Here is a 25202-nt window from a genome sequence, read left to right on the forward strand (position 1 = left end):
GGGCGTGGGGAGAAACCCCAATGAATACTGGATATTTATACAGTATCACTATGCTTCTCCTACCCATCATGGAGCAAATCACCTACATGCCCAAGCGGCGCATAGCCCTATAGGAGCGGCCTGAGGGGACTGTCAGCCGACCAGATAGCGCCGCCGCTTCGACCGGTAGTTAGACGGATCCAGGTGCGCAGGCAGCCATTGCCCGGCCTGCGCCTTGAGGTAGTTGCCGGTGCTCCCGGGTCGGGCCTGGTACTTCGCCGCCAGGTAGCGCGCGTAGTGGTGATCGAACAGACGCATGAACTCGCCGAAGTAGATATCCGCCACCCGGGTGTCGCCGTGGATCACCAGCATGTTCTCGTCGTTCTTCTCCTGCGAGGCGGCGCTGAAGTTCGCCGACCCGGTCACCACCGTGGGCTGCTCGCCCAACGGGTCGACCAGCAGGTACTTGGTATGCACGAAGTCGTTGCTGTTGAGCGGGTTGTCACGCTCCTTGAGCGCATTGGTCAGCGGGTTGTCCTCGCCCAGGTAGCTGCCGGCGGCGAAGATCACGTCACCGTCGGTACCGATGTCCTCGGTCTTCCTGAGCGGGTCGTCCTTGATCACGTAGCGCAGCACATCGTTCTGCGCCTGAAGCACCTCCTGGAACTCCCGAGCGATCTCGAACGCGGCGGTAAAACACACCAGCTGACGGGCGGAGCCGGCCAGGTCTGCATACCACTGCAAGGTCTTCTGCACCTGGGGCGCTTCCTTGCGCTCGCGGGGGCTGAACAGCGGGTAGGTGCCCGGTTGCAACGGCAAGGCGGGCAACGGGCTGGCCTGGGCGTTGGGCACTCGCAAGCTTGCCGGAGTCATGTTCTGTTGCAGCCGTGTCCAGTAGTCCAGGTATTGCCGGGCGATGATGGGGTCGTGGACGACATGGCCGACATTGGAGTGGCCGAAGATCCCGCCAGCCGAGATATTGGTCGAGCCGGTCCAGACGCTGACCGGCTGGCCGTCCTTGACCAGCACGATGAACTTGTTGTGGCGAATGCCTTCGCTGACCGTGCGCGGATGCACCCAGGCCTGCAGGCCGGCCTGCTCGATGGTGGCCAGGTTGTTCGCCTTGTACTTGCTCTGGGCATCGAAGACGACCTGCACGTCGCCTTCACGGGCGGCCTCGCGCAGGGCCTGGGCAACCGGCAGGTACTGGAACTCGTAGAACGCCGCGCGCAGGCCCATGCCTTTCGCGCCGCCGCGCCCGATGAAGTCGAGCAGGGCCTCGTACAGACCCCGCGAAAGCCACTTCATCGGTTTGGAGGCCGGCGCATTGGGATCGGGAGCGACGTTGTCGAACTCCCTGGCATAAGCCTGGGAGCCGATCACGCCGCGGTTGAAATGGATATCGTGCCTCAGGCCATCACTGACCGGCGCAAGCGTCGGTTCACAGCGCACGCGCACCGAGACGCCACGGGCTTCGTCGATGCGCAGGTTCCTGGGTTCGCCGAACACCGGTTGCACCGTGTAGGCGTACTCCCCTTCGGGCGCGACGGTGTAGTCGGCCCACAGGAAACTCTGGATCGGATGCTCGCTGGTCGGCACCAGCGTGCCCGGTGGCAGCCCCTTGTCCTTGTCGGCGAAGCGCTTGAGGCCGCGCAGGTAGTATTGGGTCCGCAGCTTGCCGGCCGCATCGAAGTACCGGCGGTGTACGGCAAAACCCAGCAGGTTCTGCTCGCCGACCAGTGCCTCGAGGCTCGGCGGCGTGACGAAGTCCCAGGCCAGGAACACGACATGGGTGCCGGCGATGGCGCGGATGCGCAGGTAGTCGCCAGTGGCGGATGCTCGCATGGGTGCACTCCTTGCAGGCCGGTTACTGGAACGGCGTCCTGACCTTGATCTGCTGGTTGTCGGGGGTCCCGCCGCTCGGGCACGGGATCGGAGCGAGCTGCTTGTCCAGGCACACCCAGAGCTCCTTCAGGCGGTTGCCCGAACCCACCGAGACCCGCAGGCTCTGTGCCGGCAATGCAGGGTTGCGGGCCAGGAAGGCCTGCTTGATGTCGCTGACCTTGGCGTTCACCAGTTGATTGGGGCCAGGGTCGCTGCCGAGCATGGCTTGGGTGTCGGGGCGGCGCAGCGTGTCGTACACCCGCTGGATATCGGCGAAGTAACGGTCGGCGGACGACCAGCCACAGGTGCCGTGGGCCTGCCATTCGTTCTGCATCAGGTCCGGCCCCGGCATCATGCACAAGTGCTGCCTGACCAGTGGCGCCGGCAGCGAGCCGACGCTCTGGCAGTTGCGAGGATGGTCCTGGTTGGACTTGGCATAGCGGTTCTGCGGCCATAGGCCATGCACCACCCACTCGAAGCGGTTGCCGGAGAAGCACTGGAAGGCATGCTTGTCCCGTTGCGCCTTGGGCTTGTTGCGCTGGGTCTCGCAGTGCTCCGGCGACCAGGACAGCACCAGCGCCAGGTAGTCGGTGGGCAAGTCCTTGTTGACGTAGTCCACCGGGCGCACCGGCGCGGGCTCGACGACGTCGGGCAACGCGCAGATTTCCTCGGCGAAGATTGGCGAGGCGGCGGCCAGCCAGCCCCAAAGCAGTGTTCTAGCCCAGGCGCAATGCCGTGGTGATCCTTGCATGATGACCTCCTTGTCGGGTTCGACAGGCTCCGTGCCTGCCCTTCGTGCAAACCCGTCAGGTGATGGTGTAGCGCGAATATGACGATTCGTCAGTGGCACTTTGTTGTATCGTTCGTCCCTGCCGTACCACCAGGCGCCAATGAAGCGAAAAACATGAACCGTCGTAAAAAGATCAACCAGCTGTTGAAAGCCCACGCCAAGAAGGCTAGCGCCAAACTGGCGCCGAAAAACCGCAACACCTACATCTCCAAGGCCGACCGGCTGAAACTGGCGGCCGAAGCCAGCCAGCAGGCCGAACCGACCACGGCGGACAGCGCCTCCCCCGCACAGCCCTGAGCCTGATGATGACAACACCTGCCGAGATAGCGAGCGATGCGATGGACCTGAAATTCAGCCATGTGGATGTGCTGGTCGCCGATCTGCAGGCCGCTTGTACCTACTACGCCCAGGTGCTGGGCGCCGAGATCTCGCGCACGCTCGTCTGGGAGCGCGGCGGCCTGCATGTGCACTACGCCATCGCCCGGATCGGTCAGGAGCGCTTCATGCTGGTGCAGCCGCTGGCGGGCAACCTCAAGGACCTGCTCGATAGCCACGGCGAAGGGATGATCTATCGCCATTGCTACTCCACCCCGGACATCGAACAGGCCTATGACCAACTGACGGCCAACGGCGTCCAGCCCGAGGACGAGAACGGCAAGCCGCTGGCGCGCGAGCACCTGCAGTCGCCTGCCGGTGCCCGCATCATCTGGCTGCCAAAGCGTTTCGGGCATTTCTCGATCGAGATCATCGAAGCGCAGGCACTCGAAAGCTTCATCGAGGAGGCGTTCCTCCCGCAGGCCTGAGTCAGAACGCGTACTGCACCCCGACGGTCGAGGTGACCGGCGTATCCTGGCGGATGATCGGGCTGTGGCGGACCTGATCGGTGTAGTGCATTACATTCACGCTGGCGATGGTCGACCAGTGCGGGTCGAACCGGTGCATCCACGACAGCTCGCCCGAGTAGGCATAGATGCCCTGGTCGGCCTTGAATCGATCGAAGTCGGTGTTGGCGCTTTGCTGGCCGGTGACGCCGAAGTAGGTCTGGTTGTACCTGGCCTGCCCCGCATGGGCGTTGACGCCCAGGGTCACCGTGTCGGCGTCGTTGTGGTGGAGCGTGCTCAGCAGGCCGAACTGGTAGCTGTTGCCGCGCTTGTAGCCACCGGTGCGCAGCTCGGCATCGGCGGTGATCGCCAGCCAGGGCAGGACCTGTTGGGCCAGGTTGATGTCGACCACCGTCGCACCGCCGACCTCGCCCATGCCTTTCAAATAGTCCGAGCCATTGCGGTACTTGCTGTCACCGTCGGCACGGCCGAAGTCGTAGCCAACCGAGAGGCTGGCACTGAAGCCGCTGTCGAACTGGTGCTGGACGCCCACGCCCTTGAGGCTGTCGGCGAAGAAGATGCCGCGCTGGAGGGTCACCGATGGCAACAGGTGGCCCTGGCTGCCCTTCGCGCCCATGTAGCGCGGCGCGGCATGCAGGGCGAAGCCTGCGCTGACCTGGGTCTCGTCGCCCCAGATGATGTCCGGCGCAGTCTTTTCCTGGGCACTGGCCTGGCTGCAGGCAAGCGCCGCGTTGAGGGCAAGCGAAGTGCCCAGTATCTTCCTGATGGACGTTGATTCGAACATGATCATGACTCGCTGGATAAGGTTTTCGACACCACGGGAAACGCACCGGCATTGCGCGGTGCATTTCAACGGGGGCGAACTTTAGCGAGGCTCTGTCAACGTTCCTTCCAGCGATTGTCAAGGTCGTGTGAAGATGGCCAGATTTTCTGGGCGGACCTCAGCTGTCCTTGCCCAGCACATAGCGGTCGAACTGCTGGATATGTTCATCGAGGTTGTCCTCAAGCATCATCCGGTACTGCTCGCAGAAGTACTTCAACAGCTCCTCCCGCGCCGCGGCCATCTCCTGCGCGGACTTGAAACTGCGTGCCGTCATCCAGGCATTGAAGCGACTGGCGGCGAAGGTCATCGAAGCGCTGACCTTGCCGAGGTCCTCGAGCTTTTCGATCTGCTGGTTGGCCAGTTCGATATGCGCGTCGGCGCGGTCGTAGAAGGCCTGGTCGGTGGCTTGTGCCATGGCGGTATACCTATTGGAGACGTTTGCTTCAGGCTGTCTTGGCCTGAACAGTGAACAGGCTGGCCCCCAGCGTCATGAACGACACGCCGAACAGGCGGTTCATCAGGCGCGCACGGTTCGGTGCGGCCAGCTGGCGTTTCAAGGCCTGGGCCAGGGTGACATAGAAGGCATGGGAGAGCATCGAGCACAGGGCGAAGGTGACCACCAACAGACCGAGCTGGCCGTCGGCGCCGTGGCCAGTGCGCATGAACTGCGGCAGGAAGGCGGCGAAGAACAGGATCGCCTTCGGATTGGTCAGCGCCACCGTCACGCCGTTGAGCAGCAGCCGGCGATTGCTGGCGATGGCCTTGGTCGGCTGCTCCAGCTGGTCAAAGGCGCTGGTGCGACGCTTCCACTGCTTGATGCCCAGGTAGATCAGGTAGCTCGCGCCGAGCACCTTGAGCAGCAGGAAGGCCGTGGCCGAGGTTTGCAGCAGCACCCCGAGGCCGGCACTGGTGGCGGTGGACACCACCAGCAGGCCGAAGGCGTTGCCGAGCGAACCGAGCATTGCCCGCCTCGGCCCGTGGGACAACGAGTTGGACAGGGCCATGATGACCCCTGGGCCTGGCGACAGGGTCACCAGCATCGAGACGACGACAAAACCGAACCAATCGTGAAGCGACATCCTTGTACATCCCCGGACCGATAAAGTGAGGCGGCGACTGTAACAGAATGCTGCCCCACTCCGGAAATGGGCTTCGAATGGAGGCTGGATCGGGTGCGCTGTCTTGCAGGAGTGGCTCTGGCGAGGATCCGCCATCCTCCCCTCCAACGATTTTCACAGCCCTGCAAAGACGATGGGCTTTCTAGCCAAAAGACGCCGGACGGCGCTCACAGAAGGCCTCCACCCCCTCGGCGAAATCATCACTGGCGCAGAGACTCACGAACACGCCCCGCTCCCGGTCCAGCGCGCTGGCCAGATCGCCCTCCAGGCCTGCACGCAGCAACCGCTTGGCCCCCGTCTGCGCAGCGGCGGCGGCGCCGGCCAGGCGCCTGGCCAGCGCCAGACCGGTGGCCGGCAAGGCGTCGGCGGGCACCACCTCGACCACCAACCCGAGCGCCTGGGCCTCCTGGGCCGACAAGGGCCTGTTCAGCAACGCCAAAGCGAGGGCGCGGTGCAGTCCGAGATGGCGCGGCAGGTGCCAACTGCCGCCGCCGTCCGGGGTGATGCCGATGGCACCGTAGGCGTAGACCAGCCGGGCGTCCTCGGCGGCCACCAGCAAATCGCAGCCCAGTGCCAGGGACAGGCCGAAGCCGGCCACGGCGCCATTGAGCAGACCCAGCACCGGGCATGGCAGGTTTGTGAGCCCATGCACCGCCTCGTTCACCGCGCCGACCAGCTGCGCGACACCTGCGCTGCGGGCGTCGGGCGAACCTTGCAGCAGGTGCTGGAAGTGGTGGACGTCACCGCCGACCGAGAAGTGCTCACCCCGGCTGCGCAGCACCACCACCTTCGGCGCCTCCAGCGCCAGGCCACGCACCGCATCGCGCAGGGCGACGGCCATGGACAGGTCGAAGCTGTTGCGCCGCTGCGGCTGATCCAGGGTGAGAAACGCGATGCCTTCGCAACGCTCGACATGAACAGGCATGAGCATCGTTCCCCTTCACAGGCCCCTCGGGTGCAAGGTGGCGTCGAAATCATCCAGCGACGGGAACACCAACGGCGCCCGCTCATCGAGCGTCAGCAGATGCTCGCGGTACTGCGCCAGATACTGCTCGCGCGCCTGCTCGCTGATGTAGGGCACATGGAACGCCACGAACGGCGGCAGCACCGACAACCCGACATAGCCCAGCACCCCGCGCTGGATCGGGCGCAACATCGCGTCGAGTTCGCCATGCACCGCATCCGGCCCGAACATGTGGGTCTGCCCGCCCAGGGAGAAACTGAGCATCGCCCGCTTGCCCTTGAGCCCGCCACGGTCGTAGATGCGCGTGCCGCCATAGCAGTAGCCGGAAACGAACACCCGGTCGATCCAGCCCTTGAGGATGGCCGGCATGCTGAACCAGTAGATGGGGAAGTTGAGGATGAGCAGGTCGGCCCAGCGGATCTTGTCCAGCTCCGTGGCGATGTCTGCGGCCAGGGTGCCGTTGTTGACCGCATGGCGCTGCTCCAGGGCATAGACCAGGTAGTCGGCATTGGCGCGCTGGCGGAAGTCATCGGCGCTGGCGACCGGGTTGAAGCCCATCGCATACAGGTCCGACAGCTGCACGCTGTGGCCCTGGCCCTCGAGGACCTCCACGGCCAGGTGGGCCATGGCGCTGTTGAAGGACTGGGGTTCGTTGTGGGCATGGACGATCAGGACGTTCATGGCAGCTCCGCGGTGGCAGGTGGCAAGGGGTGTTCGGCCAGCAGCCGCACACCGTTGTATTTGAGGAAGAAGGTATCGGCCTGGCGCACCACGTCGCGGTAGCGGCCATTGAGGGCCAGGCGCATCATGTCCAGCTGCAGTTGCTCCTGCTCGATCATGTAGTCGAGGAAGCGCTGCGCATCAGCGGGACCGATCTTGCGCAGGCCCTGCAGCCAGGCCATGTACTTCACGGTTTCGCGATGGACGATGCGCAGCAGCAGGCCTTGCAGGGGCCGTGGGACCGAGGACAGCAGCCAGGCCTTGAGCCGTGTCAGCACGCCGGGCGTGGTATCCAGCCCCCAGCGGTCGGCGGCGGCCTGGTAGCGCGGCTGGTTGAAGCGCTCGAGGTCGGCGTAGGTCTTCCAGAATGGATGGGACGGCTGGCCTTGCAAGCGCGAAGCCATGCGCCGTACCGCCGCCAGGGCGAAGGCGCGGTTGGCCAGTTCGTGGCGAAAGCCCTTGAGAAACTTGGGTGATGGCATGGTAGGAGGTATTTCCGTTGGAGTGGGACAGTGGGCCTTCACGGTCCCTGTAGGAGCGGCCTTGTGCCGCGAATGGGCTGCGCAGCAGCCCCGATTCAAGGGCTGGCGATGTAGTCGAGCAACACCCGCCGCTGCCCCTCGTCATGCAGCTGCAAGGCAATGCCGCGCATCCAGATCGCCAGCTCGCTGCCATGCTGCTCGCCCCCTCGTGCCCCATCGCTGAACGCCGTCAACTGACGCTCCAGATAGACCCGGTCAAGCACGCGCAGATTGGGCGTTTTCAAGTGCGCGAAGCCCTCTCCCCGCGGCCCGTGGCAAGCGGCACAAGTACCCTGGTAAAGCGCCTGGCCTTGACCGGCGGGCACCGCTGACGCAGCGCTGGAAGTACCGCCCAGCCCTGCGAAGTAGCGCGCCAGCGGTTCCTGGTCGCCATCGCCTATCGTCGTGGCGATGGCGCGCATCTGTGCGCCATGGGTGTCTGCGGCGGCATAGCCACGGCGTCCGGCCTTGAAGTCGCGCAGCTGGGTGAGCAGGTATTCGACCTGCTGCCCGGCCAGCCGCGGCGCACCGAGCGCGGGGTTGCCCTGGCCCTGGGCACCGTGGCAGGCCACACAGGTGGCGGCCTGGGTCGGTGGTGCTTCGGCGTGGGCAGCGAAGGCTGCGGTCATGGCCAGCAGGCCAGCGTAAAGGCTTTGCTTCATCGGTCGGGGTTCCCTGATCGTTGTTCTTGTTCAGTGATGCGTTGCAGCAGGCGATTGCGCGTGGTCTCGACATCGGCGGGCACCGCCCCGCGCCACTGCCGCACCTCGGCACCGGTATAGGGTTTGAAATCAGCGGGCAGATGGCGGGCGTCGAAACGCGCCAGCATCCAGTTGAGGACACCGGCCAGGGCTTCGTCCGACAGCCCCGACAAGGCCGAACCCGGCACCTGTACCAGGTACTCGCGTCCCCCCGGCACCCCGAGGAACTTGCCCAGTTGCCCGGGAAACGCCGGCACGCTGCGCCCCGGGTTGCCACTGCCGTCGGGCAGGTGGCAGCCCTGGCAGTTGAGCATGTAGTCGAACTGACGAGGCTCGGTGGCCTGGGCGTTGCCGGCAAGCAGCAGCACGGCCAGCGTCAGCAGGCCTATCCGGCGCACGGCCATGCGCTACTCCTTGACCCCGATCACCACCGACAGCGAGCAGTGGTAAGGCATGTCCGCCTGGCTGCCGGAGCACCAGTTGAGGTCGTTGGAGCTCTGCGGGCGGTACAGCGGCGTGTCGCCCTGGTCGCGTTGGCACACGCAGCGGCCGCAGTTGCTCTTGCCGCAGCAGTCGTTGTACGAGATCACGTAGTCCTTGCCGTCGGTGGGGTTGCGGCAGGTGCCGATCCAGGTGATGTCCGAGCGCACGGTGCCCGGCGGGCAGCTGCTGGAGGTGCCGCCGCAGCAGCCGCAGAGGAAACCGTCGATGGCGCAGTGGCGCCAGTACTCGCAACTGTTCGGGTCACCCGACTCCTGCAGACCGGCGCTGGACTGGGCAAAGGCGCCGCCGCGAAACACCGGCAGCAGGGTGGTCGCCCCGGCGCCGACCAGCAAGGTACCCAGGCCGCCGAGAAAGCCCCGGCGCGAAGTGCCGCGGGCGACACGGCGGGTCAGCAGTTGGGTGGCCTCGTCGAACCAACGGATCGTCATGGCTGCAGCTCCTGTTGCGCGGCGTTGTACGCCTGGACCGTGGCATGCCCCAGGCGCCGTGCCTCCAGCAGGCTTTCCAGGTGCTCGCGGGTGTTGACCAGGCCATGGCTGGCAACGCTGCCGTGCTCGTCGATCAGCACGCCGTAGGGCAACTTGCTGATCTGGTAGGCCAGGCCCACTTCCCGCGACAGCAGGTAGGGGAATGCCTGCAGACCATGGGCGGCGATGAAGGCCAGGTGCTCGTCGGCTGCGCCATCGCTGGCCAGCACGACCCTCAGGCGTTCCTGGCGGCGCAGCGCATCGAGCACCGGCAGCAGCGTCTTGCACACCGGGCATGTTTCGGAGAGGAAGAACAGCAAGGTGCCCTGCCCTTGCCCGCTGGCGCCGCCGAGTCTGACCGAGCCCCCGGTCAGACTCGGCAGGGTGAACACCGGCGCCGTGTCACCGGCCTTGATCGCCTTGCCCAGGGACAGCGCCCCCACCGGTTGGATGCGTTCATGCAGCAGCCCGACCTGGCGCGCCAGGGCCCACACGGCAAGGATCAGCATCAGGATGATCGCCCAGGACAGCAGGCTGGAAATGATCAGTGCATAGGTCATGGCCGTTGCCTCGGGAGTGCACGGTTGGAGATCAGCTGGTTGGCCAGCAGGTACAGGGCGGCGACACAGACGAAGGCGAACACCAGGGTGCAGCCGTCGAGCCAGGTCAGCGCGCGTTCGTTCATCGGTGCCAACAGGTTGCCGGCGACCAGCGCCAGCAGCAGGTTGCGCCAGACCAGCGCCCGGGACGGCGGCTGGCGACGGCCGCCGAAGTGGCAGCCGCAATCTTCCAGGGATGTACCCTCGCCCACGGCCGCCGCCAGCACGCCGGCATACAGCACCAGCAACACCACGGCGGGCAGCGTCGCCAACGGCCACCACAGGCTCAGCAACAAGCCGGCGGCGGCCAACACGTCCAGCACCGGCAACAGGTGCGCCCACAGCGGCGCCGCGCACCAGCGGCCCAATACGAGGGCATAGCGTTGCAGCACCTCGGCGAACGCCCGGGGATCGTGCAGCTTGTGCAGCGCGGCAGCGCCGAGCAGCAGGGCCAGCCCACCGACGCTGGCAACATGCACCAAGGGGTCATGCAGCAGTTCGACGGTCACCATGGCATCACCACATTGAGGAAGCCCAGGGGGATGTCCCCGACGCTGCGCAGGTGATCGCCGCTGTCGGCGTCGTACAGGTTCACGCCCTGGCGTAGCAGCGGGGTCAACCCGGCCTCGCCTTCGGTCAGGTAGACCCACAGGGTGAACAGGCTCGGCATCGGCACCATCCAGTCCAGGCTGTACAGCCGTGGTTGCGCGCCCTGGCTGACGCCGATGGCGGTGCTCTGTTCCTTGAGCGACAGGCGCGCCACCCGCTGCTGCGTGGCCACATCGAACACCCACACCTCGGTGCCGGGTTTCTGGTAGTTCTCCGGCTTGTCCTTGTGCATCAGTACGTACAAGCGCCCGCTCTGCCGGTGCAGGGCCACGCCATGGTTGCCGGCAATGCCCCAGCCATCGGCGCGCTCCTGGTTGCTCAACAGCGACCACTGCTTGCGCGGGCGCACACCCTCGGCGCTCATGTCCAGGGCATAGGCGCGGTTGTGCTGGGAGACGAAATACCAGGTGTCGCCATCGCGCACGCCCGTGGTCAACAGCAGGTCCTGCAACGGGTCGAACGCCGGGGGCGTGCGTTGCTGCAGCGCCACCTGCCCCTGCTCATCCAGGCGCAAGTGGAAGAACCCGCCGTTACCGCAGATGGCGTAGAAATCGCGGGGGCCGGCCGGGTAGATCGACGCACAGCCAGGGATAGGTACCTCGGTGACGAACCGGTCCTTCTCCAGGTCCACCACCGAGATCGACTGCGCCGGAGTGAAGTTGAGCACCAGCAGGAAGCGCTCGTCATCGGACAGCACGCTGAGGCCTGTGGAGATCAGCGCGGTCATGCGCTTGGCCGGAATCGCGATCTCGCGCTTGGGGCTGAGGGTCCTGGCGTCGTACACCGTGACCACATCGCTGCGCTGGCCGCGCACGCCACGGCTGAAGTAGATCTCGGTGGCATACAGCTCGTCGCGGCTGTGCGCCAGCTGCAGGCCGTTGGACCAGATGCCGGTGCTCAGCTGGCCGAGGTTGCGGCCCTGATCGTCGAACAGGTAGGCGCGGCCATCGACCATGTTGGGCGCATTGCTGCCCCAGATCCAGAACCAGTGCTGCTCGCGATGATCGCCCAGCACTTCGACACGGGCCTGCTCCGGCACGAAGTCGGCCAGTGCCGAGGCGGCGCCGGCGAACAACCACAGACCACACAGCAGATGACGCAAGGAACGCTTGAACATAGGGGCTCCGCAACAGGCGATCGGCCTGGGCTTGAGTCTATCGAGGGGCATTTTCAGCGGCTTGGCGCGCGGTGACAGCTGCCTTGGCATCCGGTGCCACGCCATCGATCACGCCCGCTGTGCCGAACAGCAGCAGGTGGCCAGAGTGCGCGGCCAGGGCCGCCAGGTTCAGACGGTCCTCCCGTTGTGCGCTGGTGAAGTGCGTCACCTGCGAGTCGGAGATCGCCATCAGGCCTGAGTTGCCCACCAGCGCCACCCGGCCGTCATTCAGTTGCGTCACGGCGCTGATCGCCTCGCGGCTGCCACTGTCGAGCACGCGCCAGTGGCGGCCATGGCTGTCACCCAGCAGCACCCGCCCGCTCATGCCGGCCAGCAGGACGCGGCCATCACGCAGGCCGGTGCCGGCCCACAGCGAGCCACTGACGCCAGTGTCCAGCACCTGCCAAGAAGCCCCCTGGTCACTCGAGCGGTAGGCATGACCGGCCTCGCCAACGATGAACAGGCTGGCATCGGCGGCCTGGAACACCTGATTGAGGTGGAAGTCGTCGCCCTCCTCGCCGATCGACATCGGCTGCCAGCTGACGCCGCCGTCGGTCGTGCGCGCCGCATAGCCGTAGGCACCCACAACCATGCCGTGGTGGGCGTCGGTGAACAGCACCGACAGCAGCACTGGCTTGCCCTCCAGGCGCTGTTGCAAGGTCCAGTTCTGACCGCCGTCGACACTGTGCAACAGCACGCCACCATGCCCCACCGCCCAGCCCTGGCGCTGATCGACGAAGCTCACGGCGGTCAGCAAACCATCCACCGGCACGCTGAGCGCCTGGCGCCATTGTTGGCCATCGGCGGACAACGCCACCACGCCGTGGTCGCCCACCGCGACCAACCCGTCCCCGGCCCGCGCCACCGCCACCAGGGGCGCGTGGCGTACATCGCTCAGGGCAATGGCCGGCGCCGCAACGGCCTGCCCCGTCCATACCAACCCCAGCAACCAGGGCAACACCTGAACAGTCTTCATCCCTCAGCCCTTCTCAATGAGCGATCAGGGGCGCGCGAACCGGCCCCCGTCGCGGAACCAGCCTTTCCAGGACCACGGCCAGCGCCGGCAGCAAGGTCACCGCCATCAGCATGTTGGCCATGAACATGAAGGTCAGCAGCAGGCCCATGTCAGCCTGGAACTTCAGCGCCGAGAACGACCAGGTGGCCACCCCCACCGACAGCGTCAGCGCGGTGAACACCGTGGCCACGCCCACTTCGCGCAGGGCCTGCTGGAATGCGGCGACGATGTCGCGCCCCTCTGCCAGGTGCAGCTGCAGGCGGTTGTAGATGTAGAAGGCGTAATCCACGCCCACGCCCACGGCCAGCACCATCACCGGGAGGGTGGCCACGGTCAGGCCGATGTCGAGGGCCTTCATGAACCAATACCCGAGGAAGGTCGCCAGGGTCAGCGGCAGGCAGCAGGCGAGCATCGCCCGCCAGTCGCGGTACACCAGCCCCACCAGCAGCACGATGGTCAGGTACACGTAAAGCATCATCGGCAGCTCCGAGCCCTCCACCACCGCGTTGGTGGCGGCCTGCACCCCGGCGTTGCCGCTGGCCAGGCGCACGTTCACCCCAGGCAGCACATGGTGCTCGCGGTACTGCTCGACGGCCGCGGTTATCTGCTTGAGGGTGCTGGCCTTGTGATCGGCCAGGTACAGGTTGACCGGCAGCACGGTGCAGTCGGCATCGAACAGGCGCAATGCTTCAGGCACCTGGCGCACGGTTTCGCCCAGGGACAGCTCGTCGACCGGCAGCGCCGCCCATTTCGGGTTGCCTTCATTGACCCCCGAGGCCGCCAGCTTGGCCATGGCCGGCAGCGACTGCGCCGACAGCACCCCGGGCAAGGTGCCCAGGTACCAGGTCAGGCGGTCGACATAGGCCATCACGTCATGCCGGTAGCAACCGCCCGCCGGGGTCTGCACGGCCACGGTGAACAGGTCCAGGCCCAGGGCGAAATGGCTGACCACCTGCTCCACATCCTGGTTGTAGCGCGAGTCGGCATGCAGCTCGGGCGCGCCCGGCAGCACATGGCCAATGTGCCGGCCCTGGCTCTGCCACACCGCCAGCGCCATCAGGCCAACGCCCAGCACGGTCATCCGCAGCGCGTTGCGCGGTTCGGCGATGCGCCCAAGGCCGGTCATCAGCCCTTCGCGGCGCGCCCGCAGGCGCTCGACCTTGGTCACGTAGCGCCCGTCGAAACGGCAGTAGCTGGCCAGCACCGGCAGCATCACCAGGTTGGTGACGATCTTGTAGGCCACCCCCACCGACGCGGTGATGGCCAGTTCGCGAATCATCGGGATCGGCACCAGCACCAACGTCGCAAAGCCGACGAAGGCAGTGATCAAGGCCAGGGTGCCGGGGATCATCAGGCCGACGAAACTGCGTCGGGCGGCGGTCATGCCATCGGCGCCGGCGCAGACCTCCTTGGCGATGAAATTGACCTGCTGCACGCCATGGGACACGCCGATGGCGAACACCAGGAACGGCACCAGGATCGCCAGCGGATCGAGGCCGAAGCCCAGCAGCGTCAGGGTGCCGAACTGCCACACCACCGACACCAGCGAGCACACCAGCGCCAGCACCGTCAGGCGCCAGGAGCGGATGTACCAGTAGACCGCCAGCGCCGTGAGCACAAAAGCCAGGGCAAAGAACTCGACCACGCTGCGGGCGCCGGCGCCGATATCGCCCATCTGCTTGGCGAAGCCGATGATCTGCACGTCGAAGTCGGCGTCGGCGTACTGCGCCCGCACCTGCTCCTCCAGCTGACGGCTGAAGGCCAGGTAATCGAGGCGCCTGCCCGTCACCGGATCCGGGTCGGCCAGCTCCGCCACCACCATCGCCCCACGCTGGTCGTTGGCCACCAGGCTGCCGACGAAGCCACCGGCCAGGGTGCGCTCGCGAATGCCGGCGATGGCCCGGGCATCGAGGTTGCCGACGGTGACATCGCCGCCAACCACGTCCTCGGCCTTCATGCCCTCCTCGGTGATCTGCACCGCGCGGGTGTTCGGCGTCCACAGCGAAGTGACGCTGCGCCGGTCGATGCCCGGCAGGAAGAACAGCGTCTGGGTCAGGTCGTGCAGGCGGGTCAGCGCCGCCGTGTTCCAGATATCGCCATGCCGCGCCCGCAGCACCACGATGACGCGGTTGGCGCCGAACAGCACGTCGCGGTACTGGTTGAACGTCTTGATGTAGGGATGCTGCTGCGGCAGTTGCTTGTCGAAGCCCGCCGTCATCTCCAGACGCGCGGCGAACAGGCCCATCACCAGGGTGACCACGGCCAGCAGGCCGAGGGTCGCCAGGCGATGGCGAAAGACCAGGCGCTCGAGCGCCGAGACCAGATTAGCCAGCATGAATAGCCTCCCCACCACGCGCCGTGCAAGCGCGTGGCGGCCGGATCAGAAGGAGTAGGAAATATTGCCGCTGACGAAGTCGCGGTCGGCCATCAGGTTGTTGTCGCCCCCGCCCCAGTAGCGCACCCACTGCAGGCCGCCTTTCCAGCGGTCGCGGTGGTTGAACAACAAGGAGGCGGTCAACGACTTGCGCCCCTCGACGAAGGGCATCGCGTTGGGCGTGGTGCCCTTGACGTCATGGCTGAAGTCCAGTTGCGGGGTGACGATGACGCCGCTGCCGAACAGGTTCGGGTAGTTGACCCCGAACTCGGTCACATAGCCCCACGAGGTGCGGTCGGGCAGCGAGTAGTCCGGCAGCACGTAGGGCACCTCGCCCGACAGGTCCAGGCCCGGATAGCGCACCACCGCCACCTCGGCCAGCAGGAACGCGTCGGAAGCCCCCAGGGCATCGGGAATGAAGCCCAGCGGATCGTTGCCCGAGAAGGTGTAGGTGGCATTCACATCGGCCTGCCACTTGCGCGTCTCGACGAAACCCTTGTGCTCGCCGGTGTCGAACACGCTGTAGCGGTTGTAGCCGCCGCTGAAGGCTTGGCCGAAGGGCACGGTGGGATCAATGGCCACGCTGTCGCGGGGCCGGAACGACAGCTCGCCGGCCACCGCCACCGGCCCCACCAGGGTACTCACGGACAGGCCGAACAGGTCCTTGTCCTCGCCGTAGTTGATGAAGTAGTCATCCACCACCAGGGCATCCGGGTTGCTGCGGGCGGTGTAGCCGACGAAGGGCAGCTTGTCGTGGTAACGCTGGTAGAACAGGCCGAACTCGGTGCCGATCGACTCGGCCATCCAGCGCAGGGCCACGCCATACTGGCCGCCGTTGCTGGCCTTGCGCTCGCCGCCATAGGGCACCGCCAGGCCATTGGCGACAATCTGCTCGTGGCTCAGCCCGCTGCTCAGCGGATCGCCGCAGCGCCCCGTCGGCGTGCCTGCGCAGACTCCCGGTTGCAGGCCCTCGATATAGTTCGTCGGGTAGTAGATCGCCCGGCGTCCTTCCCCGGCGATATCGACGGTGGAAAAGTAGCTGCCCACCGGGTCCAGGCCGTAGGCATTCCACTTGAACTGGTAGTAGCCCTCCAGGCTCAGGGTATCGCTCAGGCCCAGGCTGAACGAGGCCATGGGCGCCGGGATGAACACCTCTTTGAGCTGGGTGCCCGGGGTGTGGTACTTGGGCAGGCTCAGGGCGTTGATCTGGTTGATGCCGCCGCTGATGAACAGCTCCGCGCCCCAGCTGATCACCTGGTTGCCGAGCTTGACCTTGGCCGGCATCTCGCCGAGGTCGAAGCTTTTCGCCAACCACAGGTCGAGCAGGTCGAAACGCTGGGTGGCGTCGCGTCGGGCCGGGCCTTGAAGGTCGCTGCGACGGGTGTCGTCCATCTTCAAGTCCCGCGCCCAGGCCACCCGGCCCAGGGCGCTCCAACCATCGCCGAAGCGCAGGCTCAGTTCATGGGTGCCCTTGAGCACCTGGGAGAACACGTCGTGCTTGTGGTAGTTGAGGTTGCCGTCGTCGGCATTGGCGTAGTTGATGTCGGCGTTGGCGTAGCCGTTACCACGCTCGAGGTTGTAGTAGCGGCCCAGCTCATTGCCAGTACCGGTATTGCAACCGCCATTGTTGCTCCCCAACAAGTGGCAGTCGGATGATTCCAGGCGACTGGCGAAACCGTAGGACAAGGTCGAGTCGAAACTGCCCGAGAGCCCGTCCTCGCTACCGAAGGTGAAGGCCTGGCACGGCTGTGCGCCGAGCAGTCCGACGGCCGCCAGGGCCAGCGCCGGGCACGGGGCGGCCTTCGCCCATGCCCGCGAAGGGAGTCTGTTCATGCTGTGGTCTCCCGAGGATCAGCGCTCGCCGCGACGGCGCAGCTCGCCTGCGTTGAACAGCTTGTCAGCGACCCGGCCCTGCAGGCCGGCAGTGAGGTCCAGGGCCGCGCCCTGCTGGGTGAAGCCGTCGGCGATGTAGCGCCGGGCGATGAGGTCGTAGCTGACGTACTCGAAGCTGGTGCAGGCCTGGATCTCGGGGTCGGCCCACAGGCTGCCCTCCTGCACCCGCCACAGGTTGCCCCTGGCGTCGTACATGTCCACGTGCAGCAGGCTCCAGCTGTCCTCGTCGAAATAGAACACGCGCTTGGCGAAGGCATGGCGCTTGTCGGCCTTGACCGTGGCCTCGACCACCCACACCCGGTGCTTCTCGTAGCGCTGCGCATCACGGTCGAGGTACTGCTCGCCGATCAGCCTGTCGTAGGTGTTGGCCTTGTCCACCAGGCGGTAGGAGTTGTACGGCACCACCATCTCGCGCTTGCCCAGCAGCTTGAAGTCGTAGCGGTCCAGGGCGCCGGTGAACATGTTGATCTGGTCGACGAAGTACAGGTTGTCGGAGCCGGCGATCGGGTTGTCGTAGGCGAAGGTCGGCGCCTGGCGCACACGGCGCTGGCCGGGGAAGTAGATCCAGGCGTTCTGTGGCTGGTCCAGGCGGGCATGCACCAGGTACATCTCACCCGCGCGCGAGGACGGCGACTGGATGTCGTAGAGCAACTTGGCTTCGATGTCGCCGGTGTCCTCGGGCGCTTTCACCGCCGGGTCGTTATAGGGGTAGTACTCGCTGGCCCACTGGCGGATCTCGGTGAGCCCACCGCTGGGCTCGCGGCGCAGGAACGAGATCTGCGCCTTGCGGCCCTTGGCCATGTAGCGCAGCTTGTAGTTCCACAGCACCTCGATGCCGCTTTTCGGTTGCGGGAACGGTACCGCGGCCCCGGCGGCCTGCTCCAGGCGCCAGCCATCGGCGCCGATGCGTGCCTGGCCGGCGAAGTCCTGGGTACGCTTGGCCACCTCGCCCGGAATCGCGCAGCTGCGATGGGTGGGGTACACGTCCAGGCGATAGCCCGGGTAGGCCTTGATCAGTGCCACCTGGCCTTCCGGCAACTGCCCCTGGTACTGGGCCACGTTGTTGGCATCGATCGAATACAGGCGCTTGTCGCCGGCATAGGGGTCGCCATGACCCGGCGACCAGCCAGCCGGCGCCTGGGTCAGGCCGCCGGTCCATGCGGGAATACTGCCGTCGGCGTTGCCGACCCTTTCGGCCCCCGTGGGGGTAAGGTCGGCAAGGGCCGTGAGGGAGGTGGTGGTACCGAGCAGCGCCAACAGCGCGCCGCCCAACAGGGACAGGGGGCGTGGTTTCATGAACTTTTCCTTGCGGGATTGTTGTGGTTATCGAAAGGCAGTTCGTAACGGGCAAGGGCGCGGAAAAAGAGGCCGCCGAGGGACGGCCCAAAATGCGTTTCCGGCTCTGCGTGACAGACAGTATTCAATGGCGCTGGCCAGCGGCTTGGCCGCATGCGCCAGGGTGTTTGTCATCCGGTGCCAGCAGGCTGCGTGTCAGGCCTTGAGCGTGCGCTCCTCCCACCAATCCCACGCCCGCAGCGCCTGGCGTGCCGTGCGCCCGGCCCAGCACGACAGGGTGTTGCCGGGCATGGCGATGGCCTTGCGGTTGACGATCCAGAAGTCGGTCAATTCGCTGCGCCGCCCTTGCAGCAAGTCGGCGATGGTCCGCCCGTTGAGGTGGCTCAATGCAACCCCATGGCCGAAGCAGCCCCCGGCGTAGATCATGCGCTCATCGCCGACATAACTGATTTCCGGGACCATGTCGGCGTTCACCGACACCGGCCCGCCCCAGCGGTAGGCGATGCGCACATCACGCAGTTGCGGGTAGATCCACTTCAGGTGCGCCTCGCAGTGCGCCCAGCTGGCCGGTGACGGCTGCTCGTCCATGGCGCTGCCGGTGTAGGCCAGCACATCGCCGCCGCCCATGACGATGCGCCCGTCCAAGGTCGGGCGGAAGTAGTGCAGCATCTGCCGGTTGTCGCCGAACGCCTCCCGGCCCTGCCAGCCAAGGCGTTGCCACAGCGTATCGCCCAGGGGCTCGGTGACCACCTGGTAGGTCCACAGCGGGAACTGGCGACGCTCCAGCGCACGAGAACCGGGCACCTGCCGCGAGTAGGCGTTGGTGGCGAGTACCAGCTTGTCGGCGGTCACCTTGGCCACGGGCGTGCGCAGCACGATGCCCCTACCACTGGGGTCGATGTCCAGCACTGGCGTGGACTCGTGGATGCGCACGCCCGCCGAAGCCGCCAGGCCCTTGAGGCCACGCACCTGTTTGCAAGGGTCGAGGTAGCCGGTCTCGGCTTCACGGATACCACCCAGCAGACGCGGTGAATCGTACTGCTGGCGCAGCGCGTCGCTGTCCTGCCAGCGCATGTCCGCCGCCAGCCCCAGCGAGTCGTACAGCTCCAGGGTCTTGCCCAGGCGCGCCACCTGCTGCGGCGAATAGCTGACCCGCAGCAGTCCGGCATGGCGGTAATCCGAATCGATGCCGTGGCTGTCGATCACTTCGCGGGTATAGGCCACGGCCTTTTCGAGGTAATGGTGGGCGTCGATCATCTTCTGCCGGCCCCAGCGCAGCACCACCAGCTCCGGCTCCAGGCCAAACAGCCTGGTGCTGAAGCCGGCGTTGCGCCCACTGGCGCCGAAGCCGATCTGCGCCGCCTCCAGCACCACCACCCGGGCGCCGGGGTTGTCGCGCTTGAACTGCCAGGCGGCGTTGAGTCCGGTGAAACCTCCACCGATCACCGCCACATCGACCTTGAGGTCTTCGGTCAGGCGCGTGTTGGGCGCGTAGGCGCCGTAGTCGTGTTGCCAGAAGGAGCGATGTTCATGCACAGCGTCGTTGTTGTTGTCGTTCATGCTGGACTCTCGGGTTTCGCACACGGACATGCGGTCCCTTCGAGCCTATCGAGCGGCGCGGCAACGGGATTGACCACGGACGCCAGATTTTCAGCACACCGTGCCAGGCCCGCGCCCGGCCTGACGAAACTGTTGCGGCGACTGCCCGGTCCAGCGCCGGAAGGCCCGGGTGAACGAGCCGGATTCGGCGTAGCCGAGCAGCAGCGAGATCTGCGTCATCGAGTAGTCGGAGTGGTTCAGGTAACCCAGCGCCAGGTCGCGGCGCACCTCCTCCACCAGCACCGAGAACTCGATGGCCTGCTCCTTCAGCCGGCGTTGCAGGGTACGCCGGCTCAGGCCCATGCGCGCGCTGACCTCGTCCAGCGACGGCACGCCGCTGGCCATGCCCAGGGCGATCATGCGGGTGACCTGGGGCAGCAGCTCATCGCTGATGCTGCGCTGCTCACGCTCCCGTTGCAGGTAAGGCTCCAGGGCCTGGAACAGACGCTCGTTGCCCTGGGCCACCGGCAGCTTGAGGACATCGATGGAAAACGTGATGCGGTTGGTCGGCTGGCCGAAGAACACCGGACACATGAACAACTGCTTGTGCACCGAGACATCCGCCGGCCGCGGGTGCTCGAAGTCCACCCGCAGCGGCCGCAACGGGTTGGCGGTGATCAGCTGCAACTGACGCAGGATCGCGGCGATGGCGAACTCGGCGTCCTGGCGGCGGTTGACCACCGTGGTGTCGGTGACCTGGTAGGTGATGCGCAGCTGGCGGCTTTCGCAGCAGTAGTCGATGGACGACTCCTGGGCGAACACCACGATGTAGGTGTGCAGGGTCATCAGCGCCTTTTCGACGCTGGGCGCGCAATGCAGGGCATGGCCCAGGGCGCCGATGTCATCGGCTTCGGTCTGGCTGCCCAAGGTCAGGCCGATGGCGGGGTCGCGGGTGCCGGCGGCTTCCCACAGGGCCAGGTACTGGTCACCGGGGATTTCGATGTCGGCGCGGTCCAGCAATGGCAAGTCGATGCCGAGGGCATCCAGATGCGGGGCGAAGATGGGTTTGAAACGACGGAAGAAGTTTTCCGAGATGACAGTGCGCGCTGATTTCATGTTGTTCTTCGCAGGCCATGGGTTCCATGCCGCTCTCAGCAAGCGGCAGCGCTGCGTGGGGCGTCCTGTCCCAGCGCATGTAACCGATTGTTGCCGAGATCGAGCGAACCCTCAACCGCTGAATGCCAGCCTGTGGGAGCGGGTTTACCCGCTCCCACAGAAGTCTCCTGCCTTCAGGCCGAACGCAGGTTCAATGGGTTCGGTTCAACCGGCTGGCGCGCAGCGTGGCCACAGGCGACGAAATCCTCCTTGCGCAGCACCACCAGCGCCACCAGCGACGCGACACCGGTGCCCACGTAGAAGTACCACGGCGCGGTGATATCCCCGGTCACCTTGATCAGCCAGGTGGAGATCAGCGGTGCGCTGCCGCCGAACACCGCCACCGGGATGTTGTAGGCCATGGCGATGCCGGTGGAGCGAATCCGCGTCGGCAGCAGTTCGCTCATCAACGCGTAGGTTGACGAAGCGTACAGCCCGAACAGGATCGCCACCGCCATCAGCGGCCAGAACAGGGTGGCCGGGGTGGCGCCGGGCGCGGTCTTGAAGAACCAGTACATGGCCAGGGTCGCCAGGGTACCGATCACCATCAGGAACGGCTTGCGCCCATAGCGATCGGTGAAGGCGCCGCCGAATGGCATCACCAGCGCCGCCGACAGGCTGGCGACGAACACGTAGAGCAAGGTGGTGCCGCTGTCGAACTTCAGCGTGTTGGACATGTAGGTCGAGGCGAAGGTCAGCACCAGGTAGAAGATCGAGCTGTGCAGGGTGATGATGAAGAACACCAGGGCGATCGAGCGCTTCCACTGCCATACCTCGCGCAGCGGCGCCTTGGAGGTCTGCCCGGCTTCCACCAGGGCGAGGAACTCGGGGCTGTCCTCGAGCTTGAGGCGAATGTACAGCGAGATGAAGCCCAAGGGACCGGCGATCAGGAACGGGATGCGCCAGCCCCAGTCCTGCATCAGCTCGGCGCCCAGCGCCCAGGTCATGCCATTGGCCACGGCGCCGCCCAGCAGCAGGCCGAGCACCGCGGTGACCATCAGCCAGCAGGTGGCAAAGCCACGGCGACCGGGGCCGGCGTACTCGGAGATGAAGCTGGTGATGGTGCCGATCTCACCGCCGGCAGAGAAGCCCTGCACGCAGCGGATCAGCACCAGGATCACCGGCGCGGCGATGCCGATGCTGGCGTAGGTCGGCAGCAGACCGAGCAGGAAGGTGGAGCCGGCCATCATCACCAGCACCGTGATCAGCGTGCGGCGGCGGCCGATCTTGTCCGCCAGCGGGCCGAAGAACAACCCGCCGAGCGGACGGATGAAGAAGCTCAGGGCGAAGGCCGCGAAGCTCGCCAGCAGGCTGCTGGTGGGGTCGTCGGAAACGAAGAAGGCCTTGCCGATGTACAAGGCCAGGAAGCCGTAGACGCCGTAGTCGTACCACTCGATCAAGTGGCCGGTGGTGGCGCCGATAAAGGCGCGGCGCCGCTGGCGCTGGGTGTTGCCGGGTGACATGCCCATGTCGGGAACTCCTGTCGTGGTGCTTTCCATGAAAGATGCCGGTCAGTGGCTGACAAACGCCCCGTCGGGGTTCTGCAGCCACTGGCGCAGCTGGGTCTTGAGAATCTTGCCGTAGCTGTTCTTCGGCAGCTCGGCGCAGAACAGGTATTTCTTCGGTTTCTTGAACGAGGCCATGCGCGCCAGGAACCATTGGTTGAGCGCCTGGGCATCGAGGCTGCCCGGCGTGCGCGGCACGACGAAGGCCACCACCGACTCGCCCCATTCGGCGTCAGCCTCCCCCACCACGCAGGCCTCGAACACCTCGGGGTGCTGGATCAGCACTTCCTCGACTTCGCGCGGGTAGATGTTGCTGCCGCCGGAGATGATCACGTCCTTGCTGCGGTCGGTCAGGGTCAGGTAGCCGCGCTCGTCGAGATAACCGATGTCGCCGGTGCGCAGCCAGCCGTCCACCAGGGTCGCCTGGGTGGCCTGCGGATTGTCCCAGTAACCCTGCATCACCACCGGCCCGCGCACGCTGATCTCGCCGGGTTCGCCGGTCGCCAGCGGCTGGCCCGCGCCGTCCACCACGCATACCTCGACACAGGCCTGGGCCCGCCCCACCGAGGCGGCGATGGCGGGCCAGTCGGGGTGCTCACGGTCGGCGATGGTCTCACGCGACAGCGCGCTGATGGTCATCGGGCATTCGCCCTGGCCATAGATCTGCACCAGGCGCGGGCCAAAGGTGTCCAAGGCCTCGCTGAGGTCCGCCAGGTACATCGGGCCGCCGCCGTAGACGATGGTCTTGATGCCCGCGCCGTCATAGCCCTGCTGGCGGGCCTGCTCGACCATGCGCTTGACCATGGTCGGCGCGGCGAACAGGCTGACCTGTCCCAGGGCCTGCGCCAGGCCGAACAGCTCGGCGGCCTGGAAGCCCCGGGACAGCGGTACCACGTGCCGGGCGCCGCAGCGCACGTGGACGAAGTTGTACAGCCCGGCGCCATGGGACATCGGCGCGGCGTAGACCACCGCGTCGTTGGCGGTCACCGGGTCGACGTCCAGCGGGTAGCACAGCGACATGGCGACCAGGTTGCCATGGGACAGCATCACCCCCTTCGAACGCCCCGTGGTGCCGGAGGTATAGAACAGCCAGGCCAGGTCGCTGTCCTGACGCGGGTGCGGCTGCGCCAGTTGATCGCTGTCGAGCACGCCGGGCGCGGCCTGGGCAGGCGCGATCAGCTCACGGCAGCCGTCTGGCAGGGGCGCACCGGCAAAGACCTCGCCCTCGTCGGTATAGATCAGGCGCGCCCCGGCATTGCCGGCAATCCAGGCCGCTTCCAGGGCATGCAGCTTGCTGTTGATCGGCACCGCCACCGCCCCGCTCCACCAGATGGCGTAGAGCAGTTCAAGGTAGGCGCAGCTGTTCTTCATCAGCAACGCCACCCGGTCGCCCGGTTCGATGCCATGCGTGTGACGCAGCTCCAGCGCCCGTGCCCGCGCCAGGGCGGCGAACGCCCGGTAGTCGGCAACCTGGCGCGCCCCCTCGAACAACGCCGGACGCTCGGGCCAGCGCTGGGCCGCATCCTGCAGCCAATGCGCGATGTTCATCCTCAGACCCTGACCGCTTGCAGCACGCTGGCATAGTTGGCCACCGCCATGCCACCCATGTTGAACAGCAGGCCGAACTCGGCGTTGGGCACGCCCAGGCCGATGGGCTTGCCGGTCAGCTGGGCGAAGCCCAGGGCATGCATCGACACCCCGGTGGCGCCCACCGGATGGCCCTTGGCCTTGAGCCCGCCGGACAGGTTCACCGGCAAGCGCCCGCCCTGGCGCACGATGCCGTCGTCCAGTGCCCGGTGCCCTTCGCCCCTTGGTGCCAGGCCCATGGCCTCGTAGATCAGCAGTTCGGCGATGGTGAAACAGTCGTGCACCTCGGCGAAGCTCAGGTCGTTCAGGGTCACCCCCGCCTCGCGCAACGCCCCGTGGATGGCCCGTTGCGGCCCCTCGAAGGCCAGCATGTCGCGACGCGACAGCGGCAGGAAGTCGTTGACCTGGACCATCGAGCGAATCGCCACCTGGCGGCGCATCGAGCGGGCGCGCTCGGGCGAGGCCAGGACGATCGCCGCCGCGCCGTCGCTGATCAGCGAGCAGTCAGTCAGGCGCAGGGGTGCGGCGATCAGCGGGTTACCCGGCGACACCTGGTTGCAGTGTTCGAAGTCCATCACCCGGTGCATCTGCGCCAACGGGTTGGCCATGGCGTTGGCATGGTTCTTCACGGCGATGGCCGCCATCGACGCCAACGGGCTGTGGTAGCGCTCGGTGTACTGCTGCGCCACCTGGCCGAACAGCTGGGCGAAGCTCAGTCCGGCCTCCGCCAGGGCATTCTGGTAGCCGGCGCCGGCCAGCGCCCGGGTGACCTCGACCGTGCTGTTGCCGGTCATCTTCTCCGCGCCGACCACCAGCACCAGCTCGGCCGCGCCACTGCGGATCGCGTTGATCCCGGCCTGGATCGCCGCCGAGCCCGAGGCGCAGGCATTCTCGCAACGGGTGGCGGGCTTGAAGCGCAGTTGCGGGTCGGCCTGCAGCATCAGTGAAGCCGGGAAGCCGTCGGCCACCAGGCCCGAGTTGAAGTGGCCGAGGAACAACGCATCGATCTCGGCGGCGTCGATGGCCGCGTCCTGCAGGGCATCGCGGGTGACCTGGACGATCAGGTCCTCGAGGTTCAGGCCATCCAGGCGGCCGAAGGGACTGTGCGCGGCGGCAACGATGGAGATGGAATCGTGGAGCATGGTGATTTTCTTCTGTCCT

25 protein-coding genes are annotated in these 25202 nt (G+C 66.3%); 2 read left to right on the forward strand and 23 right to left on the reverse strand.

Features of this window, described 5'->3' with window-relative positions; all coding sequences use genetic code 11:
* Nucleotides 1–132: 132 nt before the first annotated feature.
* Together HU735_RS13925 and HU735_RS13930 are read right to left on the reverse strand one after the other, a co-directional pair.
* Nucleotides 133–1824: a phospholipase D-like domain-containing protein gene (locus HU735_RS13925; protein WP_186713961.1), complete on the reverse strand. Its 1692-nt coding sequence runs from the start codon at nt 1822–1824 to the stop codon at nt 133–135.
* Between the two features lie 22 nt (nt 1825–1846).
* Nucleotides 1847–2614, reverse strand: a complete 768-nt coding sequence (locus HU735_RS13930) for a ribonuclease (RefSeq protein ID WP_186713962.1) — start codon at nt 2612–2614, stop codon at nt 1847–1849.
* 153 nt (nt 2615–2767) lie between these two features.
* Between HU735_RS13930 and HU735_RS13935 the strand changes: the two genes are divergently transcribed.
* Together HU735_RS13935 and HU735_RS13940 are read left to right on the forward strand one after the other, a co-directional pair.
* On the forward strand, nt 2768–2950 hold the full coding sequence (locus HU735_RS13935; protein ID WP_186713963.1) for a DUF2986 domain-containing protein: 183 nt from the start codon (nt 2768–2770) through the stop codon (nt 2948–2950).
* A gap of 41 nt (nt 2951–2991) precedes the next feature.
* The gene (locus HU735_RS13940) at nt 2992–3456 is read left to right on the forward strand and encodes a VOC family protein (RefSeq protein WP_186713964.1); all 465 of its coding nucleotides are present in this window, start codon (nt 2992–2994) and stop codon (nt 3454–3456) included.
* Between the two features lies 1 nt (nt 3457).
* On the opposite strand, the gene HU735_RS13945 is transcribed toward HU735_RS13940, so the two are convergent.
* The 21 genes from HU735_RS13945 to HU735_RS14045 form a co-directional block, all read right to left on the reverse strand.
* On the reverse strand, nt 3458–4279 hold the full coding sequence (locus HU735_RS13945; RefSeq protein ID WP_186713965.1) for a MipA/OmpV family protein: 822 nt from the start codon (nt 4277–4279) through the stop codon (nt 3458–3460).
* Between the two features lie 157 nt (nt 4280–4436).
* Nucleotides 4437–4733 (reverse strand): DUF3144 domain-containing protein, encoded by a 297-nt coding sequence (locus HU735_RS13950; protein ID WP_050706039.1) that lies wholly within the window; start codon nt 4731–4733, stop codon nt 4437–4439.
* Nucleotides 4734–4761: 28 nt separating this feature from the next.
* On the reverse strand, nt 4762–5397 hold the full coding sequence (locus tag HU735_RS13955; protein WP_186713966.1) for a LysE family translocator: 636 nt from the start codon (nt 5395–5397) through the stop codon (nt 4762–4764).
* 181 nt (nt 5398–5578) lie between these two features.
* Nucleotides 5579–6361 carry an enoyl-CoA hydratase-related protein gene (locus HU735_RS13960; RefSeq protein WP_186713967.1) on the reverse strand — a complete coding sequence of 261 codons (783 nt, stop codon included), beginning with the start codon at nt 6359–6361 and terminating at the stop codon, nt 5579–5581.
* A 15-nt stretch (nt 6362–6376) separates the two neighbouring features.
* The gene (locus tag HU735_RS13965) at nt 6377–7081 is read right to left on the reverse strand and encodes an NAD(P)H-dependent oxidoreductase (protein ID WP_186713968.1); all 705 of its coding nucleotides are present in this window, start codon (nt 7079–7081) and stop codon (nt 6377–6379) included.
* Nucleotides 7078–7602, reverse strand: coding sequence for a hypothetical protein (locus HU735_RS13970; RefSeq protein ID WP_186713969.1), 525 nt, complete (start codon nt 7600–7602; stop codon nt 7078–7080). The genes HU735_RS13965 and HU735_RS13970 overlap by 4 nt, the downstream gene beginning before the upstream one ends.
* A 95-nt stretch (nt 7603–7697) precedes the next feature.
* Nucleotides 7698–8303, reverse strand: coding sequence for a c-type cytochrome (locus HU735_RS27270; protein ID WP_186713970.1), 606 nt, complete (start codon nt 8301–8303; stop codon nt 7698–7700).
* Nucleotides 8300–8746, reverse strand: coding sequence for a hypothetical protein (locus HU735_RS13980; RefSeq protein WP_186713971.1), 447 nt, complete (start codon nt 8744–8746; stop codon nt 8300–8302). The genes HU735_RS27270 and HU735_RS13980 overlap by 4 nt, the downstream gene beginning before the upstream one ends.
* Nucleotides 8747–8749: 3 nt before the next feature.
* A complete protein-coding gene (locus HU735_RS13985; protein ID WP_186713972.1) occupies nt 8750–9274 on the reverse strand; it encodes a methylamine dehydrogenase light chain in 525 nt (174 codons plus the stop codon).
* Nucleotides 9271–9873: a methylamine dehydrogenase accessory protein MauD gene (gene mauD, locus HU735_RS13990; protein WP_186713973.1), complete on the reverse strand. Its 603-nt coding sequence runs from the start codon at nt 9871–9873 to the stop codon at nt 9271–9273. The genes HU735_RS13985 and mauD overlap by 4 nt, the downstream gene beginning before the upstream one ends.
* Nucleotides 9870–10424 carry a MauE/DoxX family redox-associated membrane protein gene (locus HU735_RS13995; protein ID WP_186713974.1) on the reverse strand — a complete coding sequence of 185 codons (555 nt, stop codon included), beginning with the start codon at nt 10422–10424 and terminating at the stop codon, nt 9870–9872. The genes mauD and HU735_RS13995 overlap by 4 nt, the downstream gene beginning before the upstream one ends.
* Nucleotides 10418–11638, reverse strand: a complete 1221-nt coding sequence (locus HU735_RS14000; RefSeq protein WP_189657034.1) for an amine dehydrogenase large subunit — start codon at nt 11636–11638, stop codon at nt 10418–10420. Before HU735_RS14000 ends, HU735_RS13995 begins: the two co-directional genes overlap by 7 nt.
* A 37-nt stretch (nt 11639–11675) precedes the next feature.
* Nucleotides 11676–12653: a YCF48-related protein gene (locus HU735_RS14005; protein WP_186713975.1), complete on the reverse strand. Its 978-nt coding sequence runs from the start codon at nt 12651–12653 to the stop codon at nt 11676–11678.
* A gap of 13 nt (nt 12654–12666) precedes the next feature.
* The gene (locus tag HU735_RS14010; RefSeq protein WP_186713976.1) at nt 12667–15027 is read right to left on the reverse strand and encodes an efflux RND transporter permease subunit; all 2361 of its coding nucleotides are present in this window, start codon (nt 15025–15027) and stop codon (nt 12667–12669) included.
* Between the two features lie 45 nt (nt 15028–15072).
* Nucleotides 15073–16899: a DUF1302 domain-containing protein gene (locus tag HU735_RS14015; protein WP_186713977.1), complete on the reverse strand. Its 1827-nt coding sequence runs from the start codon at nt 16897–16899 to the stop codon at nt 15073–15075.
* An 18-nt stretch (nt 16900–16917) separates the two neighbouring features.
* Nucleotides 16918–18255 (reverse strand): DUF1329 domain-containing protein, encoded by a 1338-nt coding sequence (locus tag HU735_RS14020; protein WP_186713978.1) that lies wholly within the window; start codon nt 18253–18255, stop codon nt 16918–16920.
* Between the two features lie 195 nt (nt 18256–18450).
* Nucleotides 18451–19815, reverse strand: coding sequence for an FAD-binding oxidoreductase (locus HU735_RS14025; protein WP_238349815.1), 1365 nt, complete (start codon nt 19813–19815; stop codon nt 18451–18453).
* Between the two features lie 90 nt (nt 19816–19905).
* The gene (locus tag HU735_RS14030; RefSeq protein ID WP_186713980.1) at nt 19906–20910 is read right to left on the reverse strand and encodes an AraC family transcriptional regulator; all 1005 of its coding nucleotides are present in this window, start codon (nt 20908–20910) and stop codon (nt 19906–19908) included.
* 173 nt (nt 20911–21083) lie between these two features.
* A complete protein-coding gene (locus HU735_RS14035; RefSeq protein ID WP_186713981.1) occupies nt 21084–22418 on the reverse strand; it encodes an MFS transporter in 1335 nt (444 codons plus the stop codon).
* A gap of 42 nt (nt 22419–22460) precedes the next feature.
* Entirely contained in the window at nt 22461–24002 is a 1542-nt protein-coding gene (locus tag HU735_RS14040) for an AMP-binding protein (protein WP_186713982.1), read from the reverse strand.
* 2 nt (nt 24003–24004) lie between these two features.
* Nucleotides 24005–25183 (reverse strand): acetyl-CoA acetyltransferase, encoded by a 1179-nt coding sequence (locus HU735_RS14045; RefSeq protein ID WP_186713983.1) that lies wholly within the window; start codon nt 25181–25183, stop codon nt 24005–24007.
* Nucleotides 25184–25202: the final 19 nt, after the last annotated feature.

Origin of the sequence: Pseudomonas sp. BW16M2 (assembly GCF_014268865.1) — a bacterium.
GTDB lineage: Bacteria > Pseudomonadota > Gammaproteobacteria > Pseudomonadales > Pseudomonadaceae > Aquipseudomonas > Aquipseudomonas peradeniyensis.

Excerpts from the sequence above, each read along its gene's own strand:
- HU735_RS13935 (WP_186713963.1), top strand. The coding sequence starts at position 2,768 with ATGAACCGTCGTAAAAAGATCAACCAGCTGTTGAAAGCCCACGCCAAG.
- HU735_RS14030 (WP_186713980.1), bottom strand. The coding sequence starts at position 20,910 with ATGAAATCAGCGCGCACTGTCATCTCGGAAAACTTCTTCCGTCGTTTC.
- HU735_RS14045 (WP_186713983.1), bottom strand. The coding sequence starts at position 25,183 with ATGCTCCACGATTCCATCTCCATCGTTGCCGCCGCGCACAGTCCCTTC.
- HU735_RS13985 (WP_186713972.1), bottom strand. The coding sequence starts at position 9,274 with ATGACGATCCGTTGGTTCGACGAGGCCACCCAACTGCTGACCCGCCGT.
- HU735_RS14005 (WP_186713975.1), bottom strand. The coding sequence starts at position 12,653 with ATGAAGACTGTTCAGGTGTTGCCCTGGTTGCTGGGGTTGGTATGGACG.
- HU735_RS13960 (WP_186713967.1), bottom strand. The coding sequence starts at position 6,361 with ATGCCTGTTCATGTCGAGCGTTGCGAAGGCATCGCGTTTCTCACCCTG.
- HU735_RS13980 (WP_186713971.1), bottom strand. The coding sequence starts at position 8,746 with ATGGCCGTGCGCCGGATAGGCCTGCTGACGCTGGCCGTGCTGCTGCTT.
- HU735_RS14020 (WP_186713978.1), bottom strand. The coding sequence starts at position 18,255 with ATGAAACCACGCCCCCTGTCCCTGTTGGGCGGCGCGCTGTTGGCGCTG.
- HU735_RS13940 (WP_186713964.1), top strand. The coding sequence starts at position 2,992 with ATGGACCTGAAATTCAGCCATGTGGATGTGCTGGTCGCCGATCTGCAG.
- HU735_RS13995 (WP_186713974.1), bottom strand. The coding sequence starts at position 10,424 with ATGGTGACCGTCGAACTGCTGCATGACCCCTTGGTGCATGTTGCCAGC.
- HU735_RS14000 (WP_189657034.1), bottom strand. The coding sequence starts at position 11,638 with ATGTTCAAGCGTTCCTTGCGTCATCTGCTGTGTGGTCTGTGGTTGTTC.
- HU735_RS13955 (WP_186713966.1), bottom strand. The coding sequence starts at position 5,397 with ATGTCGCTTCACGATTGGTTCGGTTTTGTCGTCGTCTCGATGCTGGTG.
- HU735_RS13925 (WP_186713961.1), bottom strand. The coding sequence starts at position 1,824 with ATGCGAGCATCCGCCACTGGCGACTACCTGCGCATCCGCGCCATCGCC.
- HU735_RS13945 (WP_186713965.1), bottom strand. The coding sequence starts at position 4,279 with ATGTTCGAATCAACGTCCATCAGGAAGATACTGGGCACTTCGCTTGCC.
- HU735_RS14025 (WP_238349815.1), bottom strand. The coding sequence starts at position 19,815 with ATGAACGACAACAACAACGACGCTGTGCATGAACATCGCTCCTTCTGG.
- HU735_RS13930 (WP_186713962.1), bottom strand. The coding sequence starts at position 2,614 with ATGCAAGGATCACCACGGCATTGCGCCTGGGCTAGAACACTGCTTTGG.
- mauD (WP_186713973.1), bottom strand. The coding sequence starts at position 9,873 with ATGACCTATGCACTGATCATTTCCAGCCTGCTGTCCTGGGCGATCATC.
- HU735_RS14015 (WP_186713977.1), bottom strand. The coding sequence starts at position 16,899 with ATGAACAGACTCCCTTCGCGGGCATGGGCGAAGGCCGCCCCGTGCCCG.
- HU735_RS14035 (WP_186713981.1), bottom strand. The coding sequence starts at position 22,418 with ATGGGCATGTCACCCGGCAACACCCAGCGCCAGCGGCGCCGCGCCTTT.
- HU735_RS13965 (WP_186713968.1), bottom strand. The coding sequence starts at position 7,081 with ATGAACGTCCTGATCGTCCATGCCCACAACGAACCCCAGTCCTTCAAC.
- HU735_RS14040 (WP_186713982.1), bottom strand. The coding sequence starts at position 24,002 with ATGAACATCGCGCATTGGCTGCAGGATGCGGCCCAGCGCTGGCCCGAG.
- HU735_RS14010 (WP_186713976.1), bottom strand. The coding sequence starts at position 15,027 with ATGCTGGCTAATCTGGTCTCGGCGCTCGAGCGCCTGGTCTTTCGCCAT.
- HU735_RS27270 (WP_186713970.1), bottom strand. The coding sequence starts at position 8,303 with ATGAAGCAAAGCCTTTACGCTGGCCTGCTGGCCATGACCGCAGCCTTC.
- HU735_RS13970 (WP_186713969.1), bottom strand. The coding sequence starts at position 7,602 with ATGCCATCACCCAAGTTTCTCAAGGGCTTTCGCCACGAACTGGCCAAC.
- HU735_RS13950 (WP_050706039.1), bottom strand. The coding sequence starts at position 4,733 with ATGGCACAAGCCACCGACCAGGCCTTCTACGACCGCGCCGACGCGCAT.